Source organism: Vibrio agarilyticus (genome assembly GCF_012641465.1).
GTDB classification, from domain to species: domain Bacteria; phylum Pseudomonadota; class Gammaproteobacteria; order Enterobacterales; family Vibrionaceae; genus Vibrio; species Vibrio agarilyticus.
This window is the reverse complement of record NZ_JABAIK010000001.1, coordinates 333,276-355,634: the sequence shown is the minus strand read 5'-3', so window position 1 is coordinate 355,634 and position 22,359 is coordinate 333,276. Positions and strand designations below refer to the sequence as shown.

At 45.7% G+C, this 22,359-nt stretch carries 19 protein-coding genes; 12 read left to right on the top strand and 7 right to left on the bottom strand.

Annotation, left to right across the window (positions count from 1 at the left end; all coding sequences use genetic code 11):
• Window positions 1-78 precede the first annotated feature (78 nt).
• Complete coding sequence (locus tag HGP28_RS01520; protein WP_168834770.1) at window positions 79-309, top strand: FeoC-like transcriptional regulator; 231 nt, start codon at window positions 79-81, stop codon at window positions 307-309.
• Between the two features lie 169 nt (window positions 310-478).
• Here HGP28_RS01520 and HGP28_RS01515 read toward each other — a convergent pair whose 3' ends face one another.
• The gene (locus tag HGP28_RS01515) at window positions 479-919 is read right to left on the bottom strand and encodes an HIT domain-containing protein (protein ID WP_168834659.1); all 441 of its coding nucleotides are present in this window, start codon (window positions 917-919) and stop codon (window positions 479-481) included.
• 88 nt (window positions 920-1,007) lie between these two features.
• The gene (argS, locus tag HGP28_RS01510; protein WP_168834658.1) at window positions 1,008-2,741 is read right to left on the bottom strand and encodes an arginine--tRNA ligase; all 1,734 of its coding nucleotides are present in this window, start codon (window positions 2,739-2,741) and stop codon (window positions 1,008-1,010) included.
• 347 nt (window positions 2,742-3,088) lie between these two features.
• Between argS and HGP28_RS01505 the strand changes: the two genes are divergently transcribed.
• Window positions 3,089-3,715: a VOC family protein gene (locus HGP28_RS01505; protein ID WP_168834657.1), complete on the top strand. Its 627-nt coding sequence runs from the start codon at window positions 3,089-3,091 to the stop codon at window positions 3,713-3,715.
• Window positions 3,716-3,790: 75 nt separating this feature from the next.
• On the opposite strand, the gene purU is transcribed toward HGP28_RS01505, so the two are convergent.
• Window positions 3,791-4,624 (bottom strand): formyltetrahydrofolate deformylase, encoded by an 834-nt coding sequence (gene purU, locus HGP28_RS01500; protein WP_168834656.1) that lies wholly within the window; start codon window positions 4,622-4,624, stop codon window positions 3,791-3,793.
• A gap of 232 nt (window positions 4,625-4,856) precedes the next feature.
• On the opposite strand from purU, the gene yoaA reads away from it, so the two are divergent.
• The 6 genes from yoaA (at window position 4,857) to rnd (ending at window position 11,946) form a co-directional block, all read left to right on the top strand.
• A complete protein-coding gene (gene yoaA, locus HGP28_RS01495; RefSeq protein WP_168834655.1) occupies window positions 4,857-6,779 on the top strand; it encodes a DNA repair helicase YoaA in 1,923 nt (640 codons plus the stop codon).
• Window positions 6,776-7,474, top strand: coding sequence for a tRNA (adenosine(37)-N6)-threonylcarbamoyltransferase complex dimerization subunit type 1 TsaB (tsaB, locus tag HGP28_RS01490; protein WP_168834654.1), 699 nt, complete (start codon window positions 6,776-6,778; stop codon window positions 7,472-7,474). Before yoaA ends, tsaB begins: the two co-directional genes overlap by 4 nt.
• Window positions 7,475-7,501: 27 nt before the next feature.
• Window positions 7,502-7,840: a chromosome partitioning protein ParA gene (locus HGP28_RS01485; RefSeq protein ID WP_168834653.1), complete on the top strand. Its 339-nt coding sequence runs from the start codon at window positions 7,502-7,504 to the stop codon at window positions 7,838-7,840.
• A gap of 25 nt (window positions 7,841-7,865) precedes the next feature.
• Window positions 7,866-8,729 carry an alpha/beta fold hydrolase gene (locus HGP28_RS01480; protein WP_168834769.1) on the top strand — a complete coding sequence of 288 codons (864 nt, stop codon included), beginning with the start codon at window positions 7,866-7,868 and terminating at the stop codon, window positions 8,727-8,729.
• A gap of 107 nt (window positions 8,730-8,836) precedes the next feature.
• The gene (gene fadD, locus HGP28_RS01475) at window positions 8,837-10,528 is read left to right on the top strand and encodes a long-chain-fatty-acid--CoA ligase FadD (protein ID WP_168834652.1); all 1,692 of its coding nucleotides are present in this window, start codon (window positions 8,837-8,839) and stop codon (window positions 10,526-10,528) included.
• Window positions 10,529-10,815: 287 nt separating this feature from the next.
• The gene (rnd, locus tag HGP28_RS01470) at window positions 10,816-11,946 is read left to right on the top strand and encodes a ribonuclease D (protein ID WP_439333803.1); all 1,131 of its coding nucleotides are present in this window, start codon (window positions 10,816-10,818) and stop codon (window positions 11,944-11,946) included.
• Between the two features lie 174 nt (window positions 11,947-12,120).
• Here the strand turns inward: rnd and minE are convergent, their stop codons facing one another.
• From minE to minC, 3 genes are read right to left on the bottom strand one after another with little or no spacing between them, the layout of a single operon-like run.
• Entirely contained in the window at window positions 12,121-12,387 is a 267-nt protein-coding gene (minE, locus tag HGP28_RS01465) for a cell division topological specificity factor MinE (protein WP_168834768.1), read from the bottom strand.
• A gap of 2 nt (window positions 12,388-12,389) precedes the next feature.
• On the bottom strand, window positions 12,390-13,202 hold the full coding sequence (gene minD, locus HGP28_RS01460; RefSeq protein ID WP_168834650.1) for a septum site-determining protein MinD: 813 nt from the start codon (window positions 13,200-13,202) through the stop codon (window positions 12,390-12,392).
• 20 nt (window positions 13,203-13,222) lie between these two features.
• Complete coding sequence (gene minC, locus HGP28_RS01455; protein WP_168834649.1) at window positions 13,223-13,885, bottom strand: septum site-determining protein MinC; 663 nt, start codon at window positions 13,883-13,885, stop codon at window positions 13,223-13,225.
• Window positions 13,886-14,230: 345 nt separating this feature from the next.
• On the opposite strand from minC, the gene HGP28_RS01450 reads away from it, so the two are divergent.
• Complete coding sequence (locus tag HGP28_RS01450) at window positions 14,231-14,500, top strand: YcgL domain-containing protein (protein WP_168834648.1); 270 nt, start codon at window positions 14,231-14,233, stop codon at window positions 14,498-14,500.
• Window positions 14,501-14,675: 175 nt separating this feature from the next.
• Window positions 14,676-15,692 carry a lytic murein transglycosylase gene (locus HGP28_RS01445; protein WP_439333810.1) on the top strand — a complete coding sequence of 339 codons (1,017 nt, stop codon included), beginning with the start codon at window positions 14,676-14,678 and terminating at the stop codon, window positions 15,690-15,692.
• Window positions 15,693-15,807: 115 nt separating this feature from the next.
• Here the strand turns inward: HGP28_RS01445 and folD are convergent, their stop codons facing one another.
• A complete protein-coding gene (gene folD, locus HGP28_RS01440; protein ID WP_168834647.1) occupies window positions 15,808-16,665 on the bottom strand; it encodes a bifunctional methylenetetrahydrofolate dehydrogenase/methenyltetrahydrofolate cyclohydrolase FolD in 858 nt (285 codons plus the stop codon).
• 898 nt (window positions 16,666-17,563) lie between these two features.
• Here folD and HGP28_RS01435 point away from each other — a divergent pair.
• Both HGP28_RS01435 and HGP28_RS01430 read left to right on the top strand, forming a co-directional pair.
• Window positions 17,564-19,006: a site-specific integrase gene (locus tag HGP28_RS01435; protein ID WP_168834646.1), complete on the top strand. Its 1,443-nt coding sequence runs from the start codon at window positions 17,564-17,566 to the stop codon at window positions 19,004-19,006.
• Window positions 19,003-22,359, top strand: coding sequence for a hypothetical protein (locus HGP28_RS01430; protein ID WP_168834645.1), 3,357 nt, complete (start codon window positions 19,003-19,005; stop codon window positions 22,357-22,359). The genes HGP28_RS01435 and HGP28_RS01430 overlap by 4 nt, the downstream gene beginning before the upstream one ends.

The window sequence follows — 22,359 nt, the reverse complement described above, 5'->3', positions numbered from 1 at the left end:
GTGGAATTTTCTGCCTATCGATGATGCGGTGTATGGCATAATCAGCAAAGTAAAAGAGCTAATCTAAAGGTAATCATGATGATTTTGGACGCATTACTGACAGAAATATCGCAGCAAAATGGCGTGACTCGCGCAGAATTGGCTAAGTTGTTTGCGCTGAGTGAGGATGGGATTGATGCGATGCTCGCCGTATGGATAAAAAGAGGCAAAATCAGTCGTATGGTCGATACCAATCGCAACCAAGAGGTGGTGAGAGTGCGTTATTACCAAGTGATAAGCGGATCGATATCGCTTTCAGCGACATTATGATGATGTCGAGCCATACATTTTGTGTATGTCGCTTATACCCGTCCTACTTGAAGTTGCAGCGCTTTCCTTTAAAAAATGAAGGGATGGGTACTCACAAACCTCATCACATAGCTTGTCTATGTTCACGAAGTGCTCAGAGGCTTTGTTCGCTGGTCGCTTACCTGCATCTTCAAGTTGTTTGGGTATAGTCTGTGATTAGGCCATGATGTTTAAGCGCTGCTCGAATTACTAACGTCATTTCAATTTGAGTCTCTTCATCGCGTGGCTGCCCTGCGGTATTGCCCCATAATGGCCCAGGCCAAGCAATATCATCAATGAATCTCGCGATATGATGAACATGAAGCTGAGGCACGATATTACCCAACGCGCCAAAATTGATTTTGTCGGCTTGAAATAAGCGCTCAAGAGTGTGATTAACAGCTTGAGATTCCAATAAAAACTGCTGCTGATCTTGCATACTGAGATGGTGCAGCTCGCGCACGTTTTCTCGCTTAGGCACCAAAATGACCCATGGCACCGAGTTGTCTTTGTGCAGTAGGGCAAGGCAAAGAGGAAACTCACCAAGATACGTGGTATCTGCCAATAACTGTGGGTGAAGTGAAAACGCCATGATCGAACCTCAGTAGCAATAATATTATTCAAGATAAAAAAGGGCTGATGCATTCACATCAACCCTTAAAAGCATAGTCAAATCTGACTTACATACGCTCTAGTGTTTCAATACCAAGCAGAGATAAGCCTTGTTTGATGGTTTTTGCCGTTAGTGCTGCAAGTTTCAAGCGACTCGCTTTTACGGCGTCATTGTCAGCATTAAGAATCGGACATGCCTCGTAGAAACTTGAGAATTGACCAGCAAGTTCAAAAAGATACGCGCACATGATGTGCGGTTGACCTTCACGCGCGACACTTTGTACCGCTTCTTCAAATTGCAACAGTTTGGCAACCAGAGCCTTCTCTTTATCATCGTTAAGCTCAATTGCACCCGTCAATGCGTCCATCTCAACACCGGCTTTGGCGAAAATGGATGCCACGCGAGTATAGGCATATTGCATGTAAGGCGCAGTGTTGCCTTCAAAGGCCAACATATTATCCCAATCGAAGACATAATCTGTGGTGCGGTGTTTTGACAGATCCGCGTATTTAACCGCTGCCATCGCCACAGTATTAGCGATTTTCGCTTTTTCATCCGCAGCTAAGGTTGGGTTTTTAGACTCGATGAGATTGGTTGCTCGCTCCTGAGCTTCATCAAGAAGATCAGCAAGGCGCACAGTACCTCCGGCACGAGTTTTAAATGGACGGCCATCTTTACCCAACATCATACCAAAAGCGTGATGCTCTAGAGAGACAGACTCAGGAACATAGCCGGCTTTGCGTACAATCGTCCAAGCTTGCATAAGGTGTTGGTGTTGGCGCGAGTCAATAAAGTAGAGAACACGGTCTGCGCCAAGTTTTTCGTAACGATACTTGGCGCACGCAATGTCAGTAGTGGTATAGAGGTAGCCGCCATCGCGTTTTTGAATAATAACGCCCATAGGCTCGCCATCTTTGTTTTTGAATTCGTCCAAAAACACCACTTGGGCGCCATCATCTTCAACCGCAAGGCCTTTCTCTTTGAGATCCGCCACAATGACAGGTAGCATGTCGTTGTACATACTTTCGCCCATAACATCATTGCGTGTTAAAGAAACATTTAAACGGTCATAGTTGATCTGGTTGTGCATCATGGTGATGTCGACCAGTTTTTTCCACATATCGACACAAAACGCATCACCACTTTGCAGCTTCACTACATATTGGCGCGCTTTTTCCGCAAATGCGGCGTCTTCATCGTAGAGGGCTTTCGATTCGCGGTAGAAAGCTTCGAGATCGGCAAGCTCCATTGACACTTCACCGCTCTCTTGCTGCACACGCTCAAGATTGGCGATAAGCATACCAAACTGGGTTCCCCAATCCCCGATGTGATTCGCACGGATGACCTTGTGACCCAAAAATTCAAGTGTACGGACTACCGCATCACCAATGATGGTTGAGCGCAAATGGCCGACGTGCATCTCTTTTGCCACGTTAGGCGCAGAGTAATCGGCAACGATGGTTTGTGGTGTTTCACTGGCAACACCAAGACGCGTATCGGCCAGCGCCGTTTCTGCTTGCGCGGCCAAAAACGCATCACTTAAGAAAATGTTGATAAAACCGGGGCCTGCGATTTCTGTTTTACTCGCAATACCATCTAAGTCGAGAACATCGAGCACTTTTTGCGCAAACTCTCGAGGGTTTGTGCCTAACTGTTTTGCTACCCCCATAACGCCGTTCGCTTGGTAATCACCAAATTGTGGCTTGGCAGATTGACGAACCGCGGCAGGGCTGCCCGCAGGTGCGCCAGCGGCTTCAAGAGCCTGAGAGACTTTGTCGTTAATCAGTGCTTGGATATTCACTCGCATTTCCTTCATATAAGAAGAGCAGGTTCAAATGATTGAACCTGATAAAATTCACAAAATGGCGCCAATAATACCAAGTTTATTGCGTTACCAACAGGGTGATTATTGGGGTTTTACTCAAAAACGGTATTATTAGGGTCAGCTGTTTTTATACTAGCGCTATACGCTTGCCATTTGAAGTTGCAGCGATGTTGACTGGCCCTAACAAACCTCATCAAATAGTTTATCTATGTTCACGACGTGTCCACGACGTGCTCAAAGGCTTTGTTGGTTTGCCGCCTACCTGCATCGTTAAGTGGTGTGAGTCTATATTGGCGCCATTTAAAGATTAAAGAGAAGAACCCATGACTGACGTTTTGCATGCATTACACCATGAACGACTGCTACCTGAGCAAATGCTGAGTGACTTACCTGCATTTATTGAGAAAATTAAACAGCTTGCACAAGATCTCAAGTTAGATATTACCCAACTGCAAGCGGATCACGTCGCGCTGCGGATTAATGATGAGGCGTTGGCGCACGCGGCTCATCAGGCATGGCTTGAACATGGGCAGATGCTTTCTACCGCGCAGATAAACGGTCGCCCGATAGTGGTGTTAAAGTTCACGCACCCGATTGAAATTGGCGCTTGGCAAATCGCATGTCTTGAACTGCCATACCCTGCGAAAGGGAAGTTATACCCACGACAAGGCTGGGAGCACATCGAATTTGTTATTCCAGCGCCGTTTGTCTCAGCATCTGCTAGTGACTATTTGTCTGTGTTACAACATCAGAATCCGAATTTTGCCAACGCACTAGAACAGGCCGAAAGTCGAGGCATTTCTATTAAGCTCTCAAGTCCAAAAGGTGAGGGCGAGCGTTTGGCCAACCCGACTGTGGCATTTAAACGACAAGGTGTGTGCATTAAATTGCACCCTCATTCGCTGCTAGACATTGTCGCATCGGAACAAGCCGATACCCGTCCTACTTAACGTTGCAACAGGTTGACTTTGCAACAAATGAAGCAAAAGAAAAAGCGAACCATTGGGCGGTTCGCTTTATTATCGTTAAAGAATCACGGTTTTATTGCCTTGCACAAACACATGGTCGTTAATCACCTTGCTTAATGCTTTGCTTAAGACGTTTTTCTCGACATCACGACCCGCTTGTGCCATATCGGCTGCGGCAAAAGTATGGTCAACGGGTATCACATCTTGTTTAATGATTGGGCCTTCATCGAGATCATTGGTAACAAAATGTGCGGTGGCGCCAATGATCTTGACACCTCGGTCATACGCTTGTTGATAAGGCTTAGCACCAATAAACGCCGGCAGAAAGCTGTGGTGAATGTTGATGATTTTGTGTTGGTAACGCGCCACAAAATCAGGTGTTAGCACACGCATGTATTTGGCCAACACAAGATAATCGGCTTGATAGCTGTCAATAACCTTGAGCATTTCAGCCTCGTGCTCTTCACGTGAGAGACCTTCGTGGCTGACATAATGGTATGGGATATCAAATTTCTCTGTTAAGCCTTGCAAAGTGTCGTAGTTGCCGATCACCGCAGCAATCTCAACATCTAAGCTACCATCATAGGTTTTCATCAAAATGTCGCCAAGACAATGCGCTTCTTTGGTGACTAAAATGACAATGCGTTTGCGCGTGGAGTCCACCAAAGTGCGTTTTGCGCCTTGAGGTAACGCGTGGTCAAGATCGGCCAAAAAGGTGTGGTCATTAAAATAGCCTTCCAGTTCTGTACGCATAAAGAAATGGCCGCTGACATAATCAACAAACTCATTGTTGTGAATGATATTCAGCTGATGCTTATAACAGATATTGGTAATTTTCGAGATAAGGCCCGGCGCATCGCTGCAGTGGGTCAATAGCGTCTTTTTTTCCATGTTTGCGTAACTTCCTAACTGTGTATTTTTTGCTGCTCAAACTGCAGAACGGATGCAGATCGGCAGATTGCGTATATAGTTAATCGATTTTTCGATGATATACAACTAAATCTGGTGTCATACCTAAGTTTCACTTATTCCAAGTTGGTCTCTTAGCCAGCGCTCGCCAGCTTTCGGTGAATCTGCGATACTTGCCGACTGACTTTCACAGTGCAACGGTAGATCCACCTTCATGATCGCAACGGCATTCTCGCCTCAAGGCGCCATTAGCCAAGCCATTCCTGGTTTTCAAGCGCGTCAGCCTCAAATAGATATGGCTGTCGCGGTCGCCGATGCCATTGGTCAACAATCACAGCTAGTAGTCGAGGCGGGAACAGGAACGGGCAAAACATACGCCTATTTAGTCCCAGCGCTGCTTTCAAATAAGAAAGTGATCATCAGTACCGGTTCTAAAAACTTACAAGAGCAGTTGTATCACCGAGATCTGCCGACAATGGTGCAAGCCTTGGGCTTTTTTGGTCGTGTCGCTTTACTGAAAGGCCGTTCGAATTATCTGTGCCTTGAACGCCTTAGCCGTCAGATGATTGAAAGCCACAGTGAGTCGGCGCAAGCGGCGCTGTTTAGCCAGTTGGTGCAAGTGCGCTCATGGGCATCTGAAACGCAAACGGGCGATCTTGGTGAATGTGATGAGTTGCCAGAAGACAGTCTCATTATTCCTAGTATTACCTCAACCAACGATAACTGTTTGGGCAAAGAGTGCCCTAGTTATCAAGATTGCTTTGTGCTTAAAGCGCGTAAAAAAGCGCTTGAGGCGGATGTGGTCGTAGTGAACCACCACCTATTTTTAGCCGATTTGGCGATAAAAGAGACTGGCTTTGGCGAGCTTATTCCTGAGGCGGAAGTGTTTATTTTTGATGAGGCGCACCAACTGCCAGACATCGCCAGTGAATACTTTGGTCAGTCACTATCGAGTCGCCAGCTGCATGAGCTTGCCAAAGACATTGAAATTGCCTACCGCACAGAAGCGAAAGACATGCGTCAGTTACAAAAAGTCGCCGAACGTTTGGTACAAAGTGCTTACGATATGCGTTTGATACTCGGAGAGCCGGGTTTTCGTGGCAATTGGCGTGAAGCGCTTGCCAGTGATACTACTCGACGTGAGGTCAATAGAATGCAAGATGCGCTAACGTTGACCATTGATGTGCTCAAGCTGGCGCTGGGGCGCAGTCAATTATTGGATGCCGCGTTTGAGCGTGCCAATACTCTGCTGGGTCGTTTAAAGCGTGTTTGCGACGTTTCCATTACCGGTTATTCCTATTGGTTTGACACCAGCACACGGCATTTTGCGTTACACATTACGCCACTTTCTGTCGCGGATAAGTTTCAAGAGCAAATTGCCATCAAACAAGGTGCGTGGATATTCACCTCGGCAACGCTATCGGTATCAGGTGATTTTGACCATTTTACTCAACGTTTAGGTCTTACTCCTCGCGCGCAGTTTTCGTTACCAAGCCCGTTTGACTACCAGAGACAGGCACGATTGTGTGTTCCCCGCTACTTGCCCGAGCCGAATAGCCCGGGCATGGCAGAGAAATTAGTGACCATGTTAGCGCCGCTGATTGAACATAACCGAGGGCGCTGCTTTTTTCTGTGCACCTCTCACAGCATGATGCGTGAACTCGGTGCTCGTTTTCGTGACACCTTAACCTTACCTGTGCTGCTGCAAGGCGAGCAGAGTAAGCATAAAACCTTGGCTGAATTTATGGCGCTGGGCAACGCACTGTTGGTGGCAACGGGCGCCTTCTGGGAAGGGATAGACGTTAGAGGTGATGCGTTAACCTGTGTTATCATCGACAAATTGCCATTCACATCGCCAGACGATCCTTTGCTGAAAGCTCGTGTGGAAGATTGTCGTTTACGTGGCGGGGATCCTTTTGCTGATGTGCAGATCCCTGAGGCGGTGATTACCTTAAAGCAGGGGGTTGGGCGACTCATTCGCGATACTCACGATAAAGGCGCGCTGATCATTTGTGATAATCGCTTGGTCACACGTGATTATGGGGGCGTGTTTTTAGCCAGCTTACCGCCGATTCCACGAACACGCGATTTGGCGATTATTGAACAATTTTTAACTCAAGAGATAAACGAAACATGAGCGTAAAGATCCTTGCCATTGATACAGCTACCGAAAACTGCTCAGTAGCCCTACTCGTGGGTGACACGGTTTACTCGCGCAGTGAAGTAGCGCCACGCGACCACACAAAAAAAGTGCTACCTATGGTGGATGAACTGTTAAACGAAGCGGGAATCACTCTGGCAGAGCTGGACGCCCTAGCGTTTGGTCGTGGGCCAGGCAGTTTTACCGGCGTTCGCATTGGTATTGGTATTGCCCAAGGGTTGGCGTTTGGCGCAGACTTGCCCATGATTGGCATCTCTACTTTGGCGGCAATGGCACAAGCTCAATTTCGTTTGACCGGAGAGACGCACGTTGCGGCCGCGATTGATGCTCGAATGGGTGAGGTTTACTGGGCGCGGTATCAGCGTCTAGAGAACGGCACGTGGCACACATTTGATAGTGAGCGTGTTATTGCGCCAGAGGCGTTAGTCGCAGAGTGTCAAGCGGACTCTTTGAGTTGGTCTTCGGTTGGCACAGGCTGGTCGGCGTATCCTGAACTGGCTAAATTGCCCCTTACTTTGACAGAAAGTGCGGTGCTTTATCCTGACGCGCAAGACATGGTGGTGCTCGCCAAATATGAGCTGGCACAAGGCAACACTGTGGCGGTGGAAGCGTCAAGTCCGGTGTATTTGCGCGATAATGTCGCGTGGAAAAAATTGCCCGGTCGTGAATAGAACGGTTAATGGTAAGGGGCGTGGCGTATGGTATCAATTCAGGGTTTACCTCCATCCGTTGTTAGACAAAACCGCGGAGTAAAACGCAGCCAACAAGCCGCTTCGACCAATAAAGTTCAAGGCGCAGAAGTGGCGCGCAGTGAGGTGGTCTCAAGCGCTAATACGACAACCAAAGTCGCCACTGCCGTCGCACATTCGTTGGTTAACGCTCGTTCTTTGGCAAATGCACAATGGGATGAGAACGCACTTGGCTATGATTTGCCGCAAGGTCGGGCTCGTCAAGCATTGGAAAGCTATATGGATGTCATGAATCAAAGCAAAAAAGAGCAGCTGGCGCAGCTGCTTGGTGTAGACATTTATATCTAAGGGTCATTTCAACAAGGCTGCGATGATGCTACCACTTCCTTTTTCGCTGATGCATATCCAGTCATTGGCTGCGTTGACGATAAACAAAAACGAACCGACGGTCGGAACGGTGCTTTTCGTTCACGGATGGTTGGACAACGCCGCCAGTTTTATCTCCGTGATGAGCCAGCTCAACCGTTGCCTCCCCGATTGGCAGCTGATTGCCTTGGATCTTCCCGGGCATGGCCAGTCGCAACATAAGTCATCAGACCACTTTTATCCATTTCACGATTATATTGACGACCTTCATCAAGTAATTCGGAATTTATCGCCAAATCCCTTGGTGCTGGTAGGGCATTCTCTTGGCGGTTTGCTTGCTGCTTGCTATAGTGCGTCGTTTCCCGAACGCATTGCAGCATTAATGCAAATAGAGGCATATCGACCGCTGCATGAGCCTGCAAGTGAGGCAAAATCGCGTCTGCGACAAGGCATTTTAAGCCGACAGCGGATACGCAATAAACCGCAACGCTATTTTGCGACACGAGAAGACGCCATTGCTCGGCGTGCACATGTAAATCAACTGCCGCCAGAGTTAATAGCGCCCATTGTAGAGCGCGATCTTATTCAAGAGGCCGCGGGCTGGCGTTGGCGTCATGATCGCGCATTACACGCTCAATCGCTCTATCGTATGGATGAGATGCAAGCAAACCTATGGGTGGACGCTATTACTTGCCCTCACACAGTGGTGCTTGGTGAACAAGGATTTTCTCAGCTGCGGCAGACGGTTGCACTCGCAACTCGGCCTAAAGTAGTAACGGTTGCCGGAGGGCATCACTGCCATTTGCAAAGCCCGATCGAGGTTGCCCAACAAATTGTCGGGATAGTTAACAAAATCAACACCTGTTGCTGAGAGTTTCGAGCATACACTCAAAAGCTGTGGTGTAATAATGAAAAATAAATGTTGCCAAATTGTTATTTTGACTTGGCCAAAGCCAGCTTTTTACTAGGAGTATGATTGTGGAAAAACCATGGCTTGCGCGTTATCCCGCAGATGTCCCAACGACGATTGACCCAAGTCAATACGAATCATTGGTCGAAATGTTTGAACAGTCGGTACAACGATACGCCGATCAGCCTGCGTTTATGAACATGGGCTCAGTCATGACGTTTCGCAAATTAGAAGAGCGCAGTCGTGCATTTGCAGCTTATCTTCAAAATGAGCTCAAACTGAAAAAAGGCGACCGCGTCGCGCTCATGATGCCGAACTTGCTGCAATACCCAGTCGCGCTGTTTGGTGTGTTGCGCGCAGGCATGATTGCTGTGAACGTCAACCCGCTTTACACCCCACGAGAGCTGGAACACCAACTGAATGACTCTGGTGCGACAGCGATTGTTATCGTGTCTAACTTTGCAAACACATTAGAGCAAATCGTTGATAACACACCAGTGAAACATGTGGTGCTCACTAGCCTTGGCCAAATGTTACCGCGCGCCAAAGGCACGTTGGTCGATTTTGTGGTCAAATATGTCAAAGGCATGGTACCCAAGTACGATTTGCCAGGTGCTATCTCAATGCGTAAAGCGCTGCATAAAGGCCGTCGCCTGCAGTATGTAAAACCTTTCATAACGCGTGATGATATTGCCTTTTTGCAATATACCGGTGGAACGACTGGCGTTGCAAAGGGCGCCATTCTGACTCATGGCAACATGGTGGCGAACGTTCTACAAGCGAAAGGGGCGTACGGTCCTGTTTTGAGCGCGGGGCGTGAGCTAGTGGTGACCGCGCTACCGCTGTATCACGTATTCGCATTAACGGTAAACTGTCTGCTGTTCGTTGAGCTTGGCGGTAATAACTTGCTCATCACCAATCCACGAGATATTCCAGGCTTTATCAAAGAGCTGCAAAAATACTCATTTACGGCCATTACAGGTGTTAACACGCTGTTTAATGCACTGATTAATAATGAAGATTTCCACGAGCTTAACTTTGAACATATGAAGCTTTCTGTGGGAGGCGGTATGGCGGTGCAGCGTGCGGTCGCCGAGAAGTGGCAAAAAGTCACGGGTGTGCATTTGCTTGAAGGTTATGGCCTTACCGAGTGTTCGCCATTGGTGACGGGTAACCCATACGATCTAACGGCCTACACTGGCGCAATTGGTATTCCCGTCCCCTCTACTGACGTGCGCATTGTCGACGATGAAGGGCAAGTACTCACTAATGACAAGGTTGGTGAACTTCAGGTTCGAGGCCCACAGGTTATGCAAGGGTATTGGCAACGACCAGAGGCGACCAAAGAAGTCTTGAATGAGGAAGGCTGGTTATCGACCGGTGATATCGTTAAATTTGACGATGAAGGTCTACTGCATATTGTTGATCGCAAAAAAGATATGATTTTGGTGTCCGGTTTTAACGTCTATCCAAATGAAATCGAAGATGTGGCGATGCTTCACGGTAAAGTGCTGGAAGCTGCCGCAATCGGCCAACCACATGAAGTGTCTGGCGAAGTGGTGAAGCTTTACATTGTACGCCGCGACCCAAGTTTGACCAAAGAAGAACTCATTGCTCACTTCCGTCAACAGGTGACAGGTTATAAGGTGCCCAAGCTGGTGGAGTTCCGTGAGGAATTGCCAAAAACCAATGTCGGTAAAATTTTGCGTCGAGTTTTGCGTGAAGAAAATGACGCGGAGCTGGCGAAACAAAACGCTTAATTGTTGACCTTGTATGCCCAAACAATGTGGAATTGCAGGCATTAAACCAGCAAAGCCTCTGCAATTGCAAATGAGACGGGTATAACGGCGTCTTTTGATACATCGAGATGATGCTTAAGAATGTGCCAGCTTTATTGCTGGCCTTTTTATTTAACACTGACTGCAGTCAATGGCTGATCACGTAATGAGTGTGGTTAGTATAAGTTGCTTGTGTGGCGTGGTGGTGATTCGGCGTGAGGCCCACATTTTGAGCCCACTTAGGCAAAAAGCAAATGAGAGAAAAGAGCGTGAACTACACGATAATTAATACCCACGCAGCGTTAGAGCAGGTTTGCCGTCAAGCGCAAGAGCGCGACGTGGTAATGCTTGATACTGAATTTGTTCGTACGCGGACATATCATCCTCAGCTTGGCTTAATCCAGCTTTATGATGGTGAACATTTATCTTTGATTGACCCAACGGTTATCAGTGATCTTTCCCCTTTCGCGGCTTTATTGAACGATACCAGCGTCCTTAAGGTGCTACACGCTTGTGGTGAAGATCTTGAAGTGTTTCACAATGCTTTTGGTTGCGTACCAACCCCAATGGTTGACACTCAGATCATGGCGGCATTTTTAGGTCATGGTTTGTCAACCGGCTTTGCAGCTTTGGTCAATCAATACCTTGCTGTGGAGCTCGATAAGAGTGAATCTCGAACCGATTGGCTTGCGCGCCCTTTGTCTGTGAAGCAACTTGATTATGCGGCGGCAGATGTTCATTACTTATTGCCCCTATATCAACGCCTGCTAAGTGCGGTGACAGAGGCTGGTTGGTGGCAAGCGGCTTTGGATGAGAGCGCGTTACAAGCGAGCAAGCGTATTCGTCATCCGGATCCTGAGCTTGCCTATCTTGATATTAAAGGGGCGTGGCAGTTGACGCCGCGTCAGCTTGCTATACTAAAGCCTTTGGCAACTTGGCGACTTCAAGAGGCACTGCGTCGTGATCTGGCGTTAAACTTTGTGTTTAAAGAAGCAGACTTACTGACTGTGGCACGTTTGGGATTAACCAGCTTTAAGCGTATGGAGCAAGAAGGGCTCGATATCCGTTCCGTACAGCGACATGGAACACGCATCGCAGCGCTTGTGAAGCAAGGGCAAAGTGTTAGTGCCGAGGAATACCCAGCGCCAATTGAGCGCTTGATGGATTTACCTGGGTATAAGGCGCAATTTAACGTGTTAAAAGATGAGGTGAAATTGGCGACTCAGCGTTCTGGGTTAGCCAGTGAATTTTTGGCCTCGAAAAAGCAAATAAACCAACTCATCAGTTGGGTATGGCGTCGCGATTGCGATCCTTTACGCGTGCCGGATCTCATGCAAGGCTGGAGACTAACAGTGCTCGGCCAAGCAATGCGCGACCGAGTGAATGACCCTGTCCGCTAAATGGTATATACCCGTTCGACTTGAAGGTGCAGCGTTGTTGGCTGGCTCTCACAAACCTCATCACATAGCTTATCTATGCTCAGAGGCTTTGCTCGTTTGCTGCCTACCTGCAATTTCAAGTTGTTTGGGTATAACTAAGGTAAGAGCGGCCATTGGCCGCTCTTTTTGTGCGTATTATTGACGCTCTTCTTCAGGAAGTTGAACGTTAAGTTCTAACACTGAAATATCATCATCATTGTGCTCAAAGGAGAGATCGACCATAGAAGGGTCAATCGCTACATATTTGCTGATCACTTTCAAAATGTCTTCTTTGAGTTGTGGCAAATACGAGGGCGCAGGGTCGCCTTGACTACGGCGTTCAGCAACAATAATTTGCAACCGCTCTTTGGCCATACTGGCAGTGGTCTTCTTCTGTGGTTTAAAAAATTCCAACAGTGACATCATTAACCTCCAAAGAGTCGTTTAAAGAGTCCTTTCTTCTCCTCGGTGAGGAAACGAAAATCAACCTGATCGCCAAGTAGACGCGCAACCGTGTCATCATAAGCTCGGCCTGCATCAGACGCCTCATCGAAAATCACTGGCACGCCTTTATTTGAAGCGTTCAATACGGCCTGACTTTCTGGGATCACGCCCAAGAGAGAAATGTGTAGAATCTCTTCCACATCATTCACACTTAGCATTTCGCCTAAATTCACGCGCGCAGGGTCGTAGCGAGTCAACAGAAGATGTTGTTTCACAGGCTCAAGCCCTTGTTCAGCGCGTATTGACTTTGAATCTAAAATACCCAAAATTCGGTCGGAGTCGCGCACAGAAGAGACTTCCGGGTTAGTGGTTACGATGGCTTCGTCAGCAAAGTACAACGCCATCAGCGCGCCTTGCTCAATGCCTGCCGGTGAGTCACAAATAATGAACTCAAATCCCATCGCATCCATTTCATCTAAGACACGTTTCACACCATCTTTGGTGAGAGCGTCTTTATCACGCGTTTGTGACGCGGGAAGAATGAATAAGTTTTCCGCGCGCTTGTCTTTGATAAGCGCTTGATTAAGTGTCGCTTCGCCGTTGATGACATTCACAAAGTCATAAACAACACGGCGTTCACAGCCCATAATCAAATCAAGGTTACGCAGACCAATATCAAAATCGATCACCGCGGTCTTTTTGCCTTTTAGCGCAAGGCCTGCTGCGATTGCGGCGCTAGAGGTTGTTTTACCCACTCCGCCTTTTCCTGAGGTAACAACAATAATGCGTGCCATTGAGGACTTCCTTTCAAAATTTAAAGCGTGAGCGCTTCGAGGAGGAGTTGCTCTTCCGCCATGCTCAACATAACTTTTTTCTGCCAAAAATTAGGGTCGATTTGATCGCTTAACCAGTAAGAGCCTGCGATAGAGATCAATTCAGCCTGAAGATCGTGACAGAGGATTCGTGCGTCTTGTTGACCACTTGCGCCGGCAATAGCTCGCCCGCGCAAGGTGCCATGAATGTGTATTGAGCCGTCTGCGATGACCTCTGCACCTGCGCTAACATGACCTAGTACTAACAAATCACCATTTTTAGCGTAAATTTGTTGTCCAGAGCGCACTGGAGTGCGAACCACTTTTAAGGTTGGGATCGGTGCAGGGGCTTGGGAGGGAGATTTACTGGCTGACATGATGGCAAACCCCGCTTCTGCTGCGAGCGTTTGCATTCGTTTGTCTTTACAGCCTGTAATACCCACAGGAATCATACCCGCAGACGAAATCGCTTGTTTTAACTGAGTGAAATCGGGTTCTTGCGTCACCTGAGAAAGGTTAATCACAACTGGCGCATGCTCAAAAAAAGCAGGTGCTTGAGCGACTTTATCCATCAAATAGGATTTTGCGTCTTGAATCGACTCATCGGATAAATGAAGCACCGAGAGCGTAAAGCTGCTGCCTTTGAGTTCAGGAGTGCGGGACATTCGATTTCATTGCCTCAGTAATGGGTAAGCCAAGCGACTTAATATGCTGTTTTGCTCAATGCGATTAAACTTTCAGCCGCCAAGCCACTAAATATGGTGGGTTGGCAAGGCTCGGTGGTTGTCTATTCCGCGCTAAAGCACGGCTTCGCGTCGAGAGCCGGTTGTTTCGGTGAAGATTGAGTATATTCAACAATGTCATGTTATATTCCATCCTAGCAGGCAGCAAGTTATCTTGTCCTGATTTGAGCATTTTGCTCCAAAAATGTAATGAGTTAGCTATTTATATATGACTTCATCACGCGGAAATGCGCTCGATGGCGTCTCATTTAGGGTAAGGAGCAAGATATGCTTTGTTCAATCTACAAAAGTACTAAAAAAGATGGAGCGTATCTTTACGTTGCAAAAAAGGACGATTTTTCACGGGTACCAGAGGCGTTAATGCAGATGTTTGGCAAACCCAACCCAGTGATGACCATCAAACTTGAAGGACGACAGTTGGCGCAAGTAGATGTGGAAAAAGTCAAAACAGCGCTGATTGACGATGGTTACTTTCTACAATTGCCGCCACCTGTAGAAAATTTGCTTGAGCAGCATAAAGCGCGTAAGCGTGAGTAACAAATCACAAGAAATGGTATCGCTAAGAAGGCTTTTGATAGCGAGCAACTAGAATTAGAACGAAATGGCGGCCATGTGGTCAAAGACAAAAGCCAGGCGTTCAGGCTATTGAAAGGCTATCGTCAAGGCTCAATTTGATTGAAAGGAGCGAACAATGAAACGTCACTTTTCCCCACTGAGTAACACAGTATGTTCTGTAATGCTGGTCAGTTGCCTCGGAATGGGGATGACGCTTTATTCAGCGGCAGCGTCGTCAACAACAACGCCAGTTGAATCAAGTGAAGAAATGCGCTTTGAGCAATATCTAGAAAAATTACAAGCGGAAGCGCGTCAAGCCGGCATTTCGGAGAGTACGTTGCAAGCGGCCTTTGCCAATGTTGAGTATCGCCCACGTGCGGTAACGGCGGATCGTAATCAGCCGGAAAAAAAATTAACCCTGGATGAATATTTGCCGCGAGCGGTACCGGATTGGAAAGTCAAACAAGCCAATGAGTTGTATCAAAAACATTACGATACGTTACAGCGAATCGGACAGCAATATGGTGTTCAGCCACGATTTATTGTGGCCTTGTGGGGGGTTGAAAGTAACTTTGGCCGTTTTACAGGAAATTATCGCGTGATTGATGCCTTAGCTACCATGGCTTTTGAAGGGCGCAGAGAAGCGTTTTTTCGCAGCGAAACCATGGCGGCGCTGAAAATTCTCGATGAACAGCATATTGCGCTTGATGAGTTTAAGGGCTCTTGGGCGGGTGCGATGGGTCAGTGCCAGTTTATGCCAAGCTCGTTTTTAGCGTACGCGGCGGATGGCAATGGTGATGGTAAAAAAGATATTTGGACCACGGAAGCGGATGTGTTTGCATCGGCCGCAAATTACCTAGCCCATTTTGATTGGAATGATGAGTTCACTTGGGGACGACAAGTCCGTTTGCCAGCGACGTTCGATTACACCTTGGCTGGACGTGAAGCGGATAAAGCGAAAGATTTACAGCAGTGGCAAGCACTTGGTGTAAGACGCCTCAATGGTCAAGCATTACCAAAGCTTGATAAAGCGTTGCCTGCTTGGCTGGTGTTACCGGACGATACTAACGGGCGGGCTTATTTGGTCTATGGTAATTACAACGCCTTAATGCGATGGAATCGTTCGCATTACTTTGCTTTGGCGGTCAGTCATCTTGCGGATAAAATTCGCTGATATTCAGTGTAGCGTGCTCGGGTATCCTTATACCCGTCCTACTTGAAGCTGTAGCGCTTTTCGTTACAAAGTAAGGCCTCTGTTTGAGCGGCCTTACTTTATTTTTGAGTGATTTTTATAGAGAGTGATATTGCTCACACGCCATCAAGGTATTTTCAATGAGACTTGCCACTGTCATTGGGCCAACACCGCCAGGCACCGGCGTGATAAAGCTAGCGTGCTGTTTGGCAACATCAAAATCAACGTCACCAATAAGTTTGCCCGATTCGAGGCGATTAATGCCCACATCAATAACAACTGCCCCTGGTTTTATCCACTCCCCGGGAATAAATTTGGCTTTGCCTACCGCGACCACAACCAAATCCGCTTGACGCACATGCGATTCAAGATCATGGGTAAAGCGATGACATGTGGTTGTCGTGCAGCCTGCGAGCAATAGTTCAAGTGTCATTGGGCGACCGACAATATTAGAAGCGCCAACAATCACCGCGTGTTTACCACGAAGCTCAATATTGTAGCGTTCCAATAAGGTGATAATACCTTTTGGTGTGCAGGAGCGCAGTTTTGGAATACGCTGCGCAAGGCGACCAACGTTGTATGGATGAAATCCATCAACGTCTTTTTCGGGCACGATGCGTTCAAGCACTTTGGTGGTGTCAATGCCAGCCGGCAGTGGCAGCTGCACTAATATACCGTCAATCTCGCCGTCCTGATTAAGTGTGTCAATCAGCGCGAGTAATTCACTTTCGCTGGTGCTTGCAGGCATATCAAAGGATTTGGAAAGAAATCCCACCTCTTCGCAGGCTCGGCGCTTGCTGCCGACATACACCTGTGACGCGGGGTCATTTCCGACCAAAACGACGGCTAAGCCTGGTGCTCGCAATCCTGCCTCTACGCGCGCTTTCACTCGCGCAGCGACTTCTTCACGCACTGTTTTCGAAATGAGTGTTCCATCAATATGTTGTGCCGTCATGACTTTCCTTTTGCAACTCAGTGACCAACGATTTTGCGCGCTATTGTCGCAAAATATTGCAACAACATCCACAAGCAAACGTTTGCCTTTGAATGAAATCATCCGTGATAGTAAGAAATGACCTTTTTTTAAGCGTTTGAATAACGAAATTGGTAAAAGCGATTGATTTGAATATGTGAACTCGTATAATCCCACACTACTGCGCGCCCTTAGCTCAGTTGGATAGAGCACGTGCCTTCTAAGCATGTGGTCACAGGTTCTTATATTAGGTTAATTCTGGTGTAATGAACTGGCAAGTTTGCAAAGCGGTCGTGATAACACGTTTGGTGCAATGAAGGCCAAACGAAAAAATAATTTGAATTTCGTTTTTTAACTAGTTATAGTTTAAAAACTAAATAATGCGCCCTTAGCTCAGCTGGATAGAGCACGTCCCTTCTAATTGGCTAGTTTATACTAGCATTCAGGTTGGGCCTCTTTTTGGAAACGATAAGAGTGTAAGACGTCAAATTCGGGGAAACCTTACTTTTACGAGTTGGCAATCCCGAGCCAAGCCCAGTAATACTGGGAAGGTGTAGAGACTAGACGGCGTCTACCTAAAGCTTTAAAAGCTATGGTAAAGGGATAGTCCAGCGCACAAAGCCTCTATAGGTGGTAGCGAAAGCTATAGTGTGATGAAGGATGTGGTCGTAGGTTCGAATCCTACAGGGCGTGCCACTTTCGAAGAGCCAGTATCTATTAGTTTAGATACTGGCTTTTTTCGTATGCCTGCTAGAAAATTTCCCATCATTTAAAAACTAAAAAGCCAATGAATCCTTGTTTCCCTATTTCATTGCACCAAAATGAAACTACTGCTAGTTTATATATAGTTACTTAGGTTAATTATTGGTGCAATGGACTTATGCCTAGAAAAACAAAAAATCTAGCCAAGAGAGAGTTAAGAGATTCAGACGGCGTGGTGTTTTATTCATACAGATCGAATAACACAGGAAGGATTGTTGAGCTTGAAGAGCATATAAATGCAATGATTTTGAGTAGCCAACCATACAATACAGTTAAAGCTAAGGCTTCTGATCTTGCTAAATTTTATGACTACTTTATCGAGGCATCGATAGTGATGCATTCAGAAGACTACAACAACGCAGTCAGTGACAACCCCGCCATAGCAGCAAGTCATGAACTCAGAAGTACATTGACGTTAATTTTTGCTGGGTACACCTCATTTCTACTTGATGGGAAGCACTCTAAAAACCCTTTAGCAAGAATATGTGCTGAGAACTTAGACTCTAGTCCTCTAAAAAGAGCTTCTGTCAGTCGCATGATATCTAGTTTGTGTGATTTCGTGTCCGCGTCAAATGCCCTTGAGCATAGTTTGCAACGCCAGCGCAATGTGGATGGGTTAATAGATGTAGAACAAGGATTAACTGCTGTTGGTCAAGAGCTTGGAAAAGTCAGGCACTTATCATACAGAGAACGCGCTACCTTAGTTGAAAGGTCTTACATGGCATCTTGTATATCTGGTGGTGCAAAGGTCACAATGATTAAGAACTTTTTTAAACTTCCACCCACACCAAAAGCAGAACACGATAAGTTCTTTCCCCTTGAATGCGTTGGGCAATTCTATATCAATGTCAAAACCCATCGTGATAGAGCCATATATGCACTTTGTTTTGGAGGTGGATTGCGCATCTCTGAGGCTGCTTCTATCAGGTTTCAAGATGTTGACGTAGTAAAAGAACGCGTCAAGCTACACGACAAAGGTACAATCAGTTATTTAGAGTCAATTAGTTACACTAATGTAGCAGGTAAATCCATTGACCATTACTCAGTTCACTTGATTGAGCCGTTTAAGACTCTATTTTTTGAAGAGTTAACACTTTATTTGGAAAATGAGCGCCCGGAATCGGGTTCTGAATATCTCTTTTTACAGTCGCGTGGAGTCAAAAATAAACTCACTGAAGAAATGGTTTACCCTCCATATTTTCATTCAAAAGAGAGCACCATCAGTGAGGCTTGGAATCGTAATCTTACAAGAGCGGGTTTGACAGACGAGATTTTCGACGAGCTTGGAACTCACTCAATGCGTCACTTCTATGCGGTCTTTATGCGCAACTTTGCTCCGCGTCCTGAAGGCGGTCAGGGTTATTCAGATCAGGAGATTCAGTACTATATGCGCCACTCTGAATTCAAGAGCACTAAAAAATATTCCAAGGAAAGCTTTGCGAAAATGGCGCAAAAGATTGAAGAAACAAACAAAGCATTGATGGAGCATGAAACCGCTTTTTACGAGGGTAGGCCTACCAACAAGTTCACTATGATCGAAAAGCAGAGTAAAAAATTATGATCTTCAACGATAACTTCACAACAGACAGTTTCAGAACGATTGTTGACTCCTTTAGCATTAAATTAAAGGAGAGTTGCGATAGTGCCTTTCCTGCTTCATACAAACGAAAATTTAAAGGTGCTGACGATGGAAGTGATGATTGTATTGCTACCTTAATTAAAATATCCCAAATGCAACTTGATGAAATTAAGGATTTTTTGGTGGAAATGGAAACTCTGCTGAAAATGGAGGTTCGTGGCGATACTAAAGAAAAATATCTTCCTGTGTTGGACAAACTGGTACCATCATCCAATAAGATTAGACCGAATGACATCTTCAATCGCATGCACAATATGCGCCTCTTTGTGTCTTATCTTGCTTTGCAAAAACTTGTTGCATTGAACCCAATGGTAGGTTCCCACCCTAAATCAGCAAATGCTGCGATACGTATTAGCACTACAGCTATGAGCCAATTTATCCCACCGCTGGCCAGTGATTTCTGGCTTGGTGCGACAACGAAGCGATTTGAAACCAACGTCTCGTGCATACAAGTACCATCATTCAAAAAATGGTATGCGAAGTATATTCAATTGGAAAACTTGTCAACAGATAAGCTCAATCAGTCTTTCAAGCGACTAGCGGACATTATTGTGGCTCATGGAATTACAGACGCAAATGAAATAACCGTGGATGTTTTGCTCAGTTATCATGACGATTTAATGAAGCATCATAACAACAGCCCAGCCGGTTACAATATCAGCCCTGCGATTGACTTTCTAGTTCGCGCAGAACTTATGAATGAAAACGATATCTACAATGAGTTCATCGATAAGCGAGTTGCAATACAGAGGGTTACAAAGCCAGTATCAAATATAGCAGTATACGGTGAGAAATCGAGCAAGTTATGGAGCTTGGTTGGTAAAAATGTTCAAGGAATCAAAGAGATCACGGTTCCTACAAGAGATAGAAAAACCCTTATAGATTATGGCTACTGGTCTGGGAAGGGAGGCAGTGATGCAGCATTTTACCCTGAGCAACTGAATGATGATAATTTTTGGATAGCTGCGCAACATGATTATATTCGTGCAACCTCAAATGAAGCTGCAACAGTCAAACAGAAGAAAATGCGACTCAGTATTCTGAATAAATACCTATTCTCGTATCTACCCGCTTACTTTAATACTGACTTTTTTGGAAAATTCACCTACCCAGAGCGACCAGAAGATTTGCTGCATAGTATTTACGTTCAGCGGAGCAATGTATTTGAAATTGAAAATCGCGACAAATTTACAGAGGGCTTTCAATACCCAGTAACGCTTCAACAGTTTGTCTATGATATGACCTCTGCTGTACACCGAGATGATACTAAAAGTAACAACAGTGGTAGGGATGCTTTGCTAATCATCAGCAATTTTTTTGATTATCTTACTACTTTAGATTCGGGGTTGGTGCAGAACTTTAGAAACCCTCTTGTAGGAAAGGCTAAGGAAAAAAAGGGTAACAGGTATGTGAAAAATACCAAGTATGTCTTTGGTTTAGAATATTGGCTTGGTTTACGTAGTTTTTGTAAAGAGGTTACAAATCAGATTCTAGAGGAGTCGCAGAGAGCGATAGAAACAGGCGTAAATTGTAGGAACTATGTTGTAGTAGATCGAAATGTCAATATTGACGGTAGCGTTCCTATGAAAATAGGAAGAGTAAACCTAAGCCAAATGCCTCAGATAAAGCTGGTTAAAAATGATGCGGTCAGGAAGAAATTAGGCACTAAAGATGAGAACGTGTATATCCACAATCACATCGCATGGTCTCTAATGAATTTAGGTCTTCACTCTGGACTGAGAAGGTCAAATGCTATTTGGTTGGATGATCGAGAGTGCTTCAATTTATATTCTCCCAATGGTGGCGCGTACCAACAGTTGATAGTGACAAACGATAAGGCCAAAAATGAGTCGTATCCGGTCACGGTATCTAAAGAGACGATGGAGATTTTACTCAAGGTATATAAGATCAAAAAAAGGGCAATGGAGTCCAACCCGAGTATTTGTGGTGAAATTCCTTATGGTGGTTATGAGGACTCTAAATGGGGAAATGTCTCACCATTATTTAGAATAAAAAAGTTTCACAACGACGCCGCGTGTCCTCACTTTTTTAGTGAAATCATCAATGAGTATGAAGCGTTCCTAACCCGAAATGGTGTTAGTTTTGAGCCTACAACACTCTTTACCCCTGCACTTAACTATTCAGTGAATGAGTTCCTCTACCTTACGAGTTTAGGCGAGTTTGATACAAAACTATGCGATATTTCAGTTTCATATCATGATTGTCACAAGGCCGTTGCCTTTACACCTGTCATTAGAAAAACTCGAGTAACACCGCACTCATTGCGAACTATGACGGTCAGTGTTTTTGCACCAATTTTAGGGTCGAATGTAGTTGGTAAATACTTGACTGGTCAGTCTGAAGCGACAGTAGACTTCTATACAAAAAGTTTACCTGATAGCGCATCAAAGGAACTGATTAATCAGATTGTTATGATCATAGATGATGCTAAGGCAAACGATCAGAATGCCATACTATCTGTGCGTGATCTGGAAATTAACCAGCAGGCTTTTGAGAAGGAATTGAATGATTCACCAAGTAAGACAATAGCTAAGTATAACGCTCAATCGGTAAATTTCGATATGGGAGAAACTGTAATTCAACTCAACGGACTTACCGAGTTGGGGAGAGCTAACATCAACAATATTGCTTATTTCCGTACCCACATTTGCCCTACAGGTGGAGAATGTCCTAAAGAAATTATTAATAGCATTGGTGAGAAAAACTGCCATGCATGTCCATTAACTGTGTGCACAAACAACAACCTTCCTGCGATAACTTCAACAATTCGTCTTTTGTGTGATGACATTAAAACAATAAATACAAAGTTAGATAACTTTGAAATGCTTGAGACAGAAAGAAAAGAACTCGAGAACGAGAAAATGGAGTGTGTTATCAAAGCATCATATTGGGAAGTGCGTAAGAACGTGATCGAAGATGCTAACGCCAATGTTAACGGTATCTATTATGTGTCTGACGAGGGCTTACAGCTATTGAATTCAATGAAAGCTCATGGCGCAAGTGAGCAAGAAATGCTCATGTTAAGACTAAAGGAAACGGAGGGGATTCCGCATTTGCATAGTGATAAGCTAAAAATGCAAGCATCAAGACTTAGAAGAAAAATAGAGGTTAGGGCTAAAGATCGAGTGGGCCAGTCTGCTGATGATCTGTCTGATATAGAGTATTTAGTGGCAGTGGCAAAAACGAAGGCTGATCTTCGAGGATTAACCAATAATGAGATATTGGCTCTGATGAGTACCGGAAACCAGAGGTAG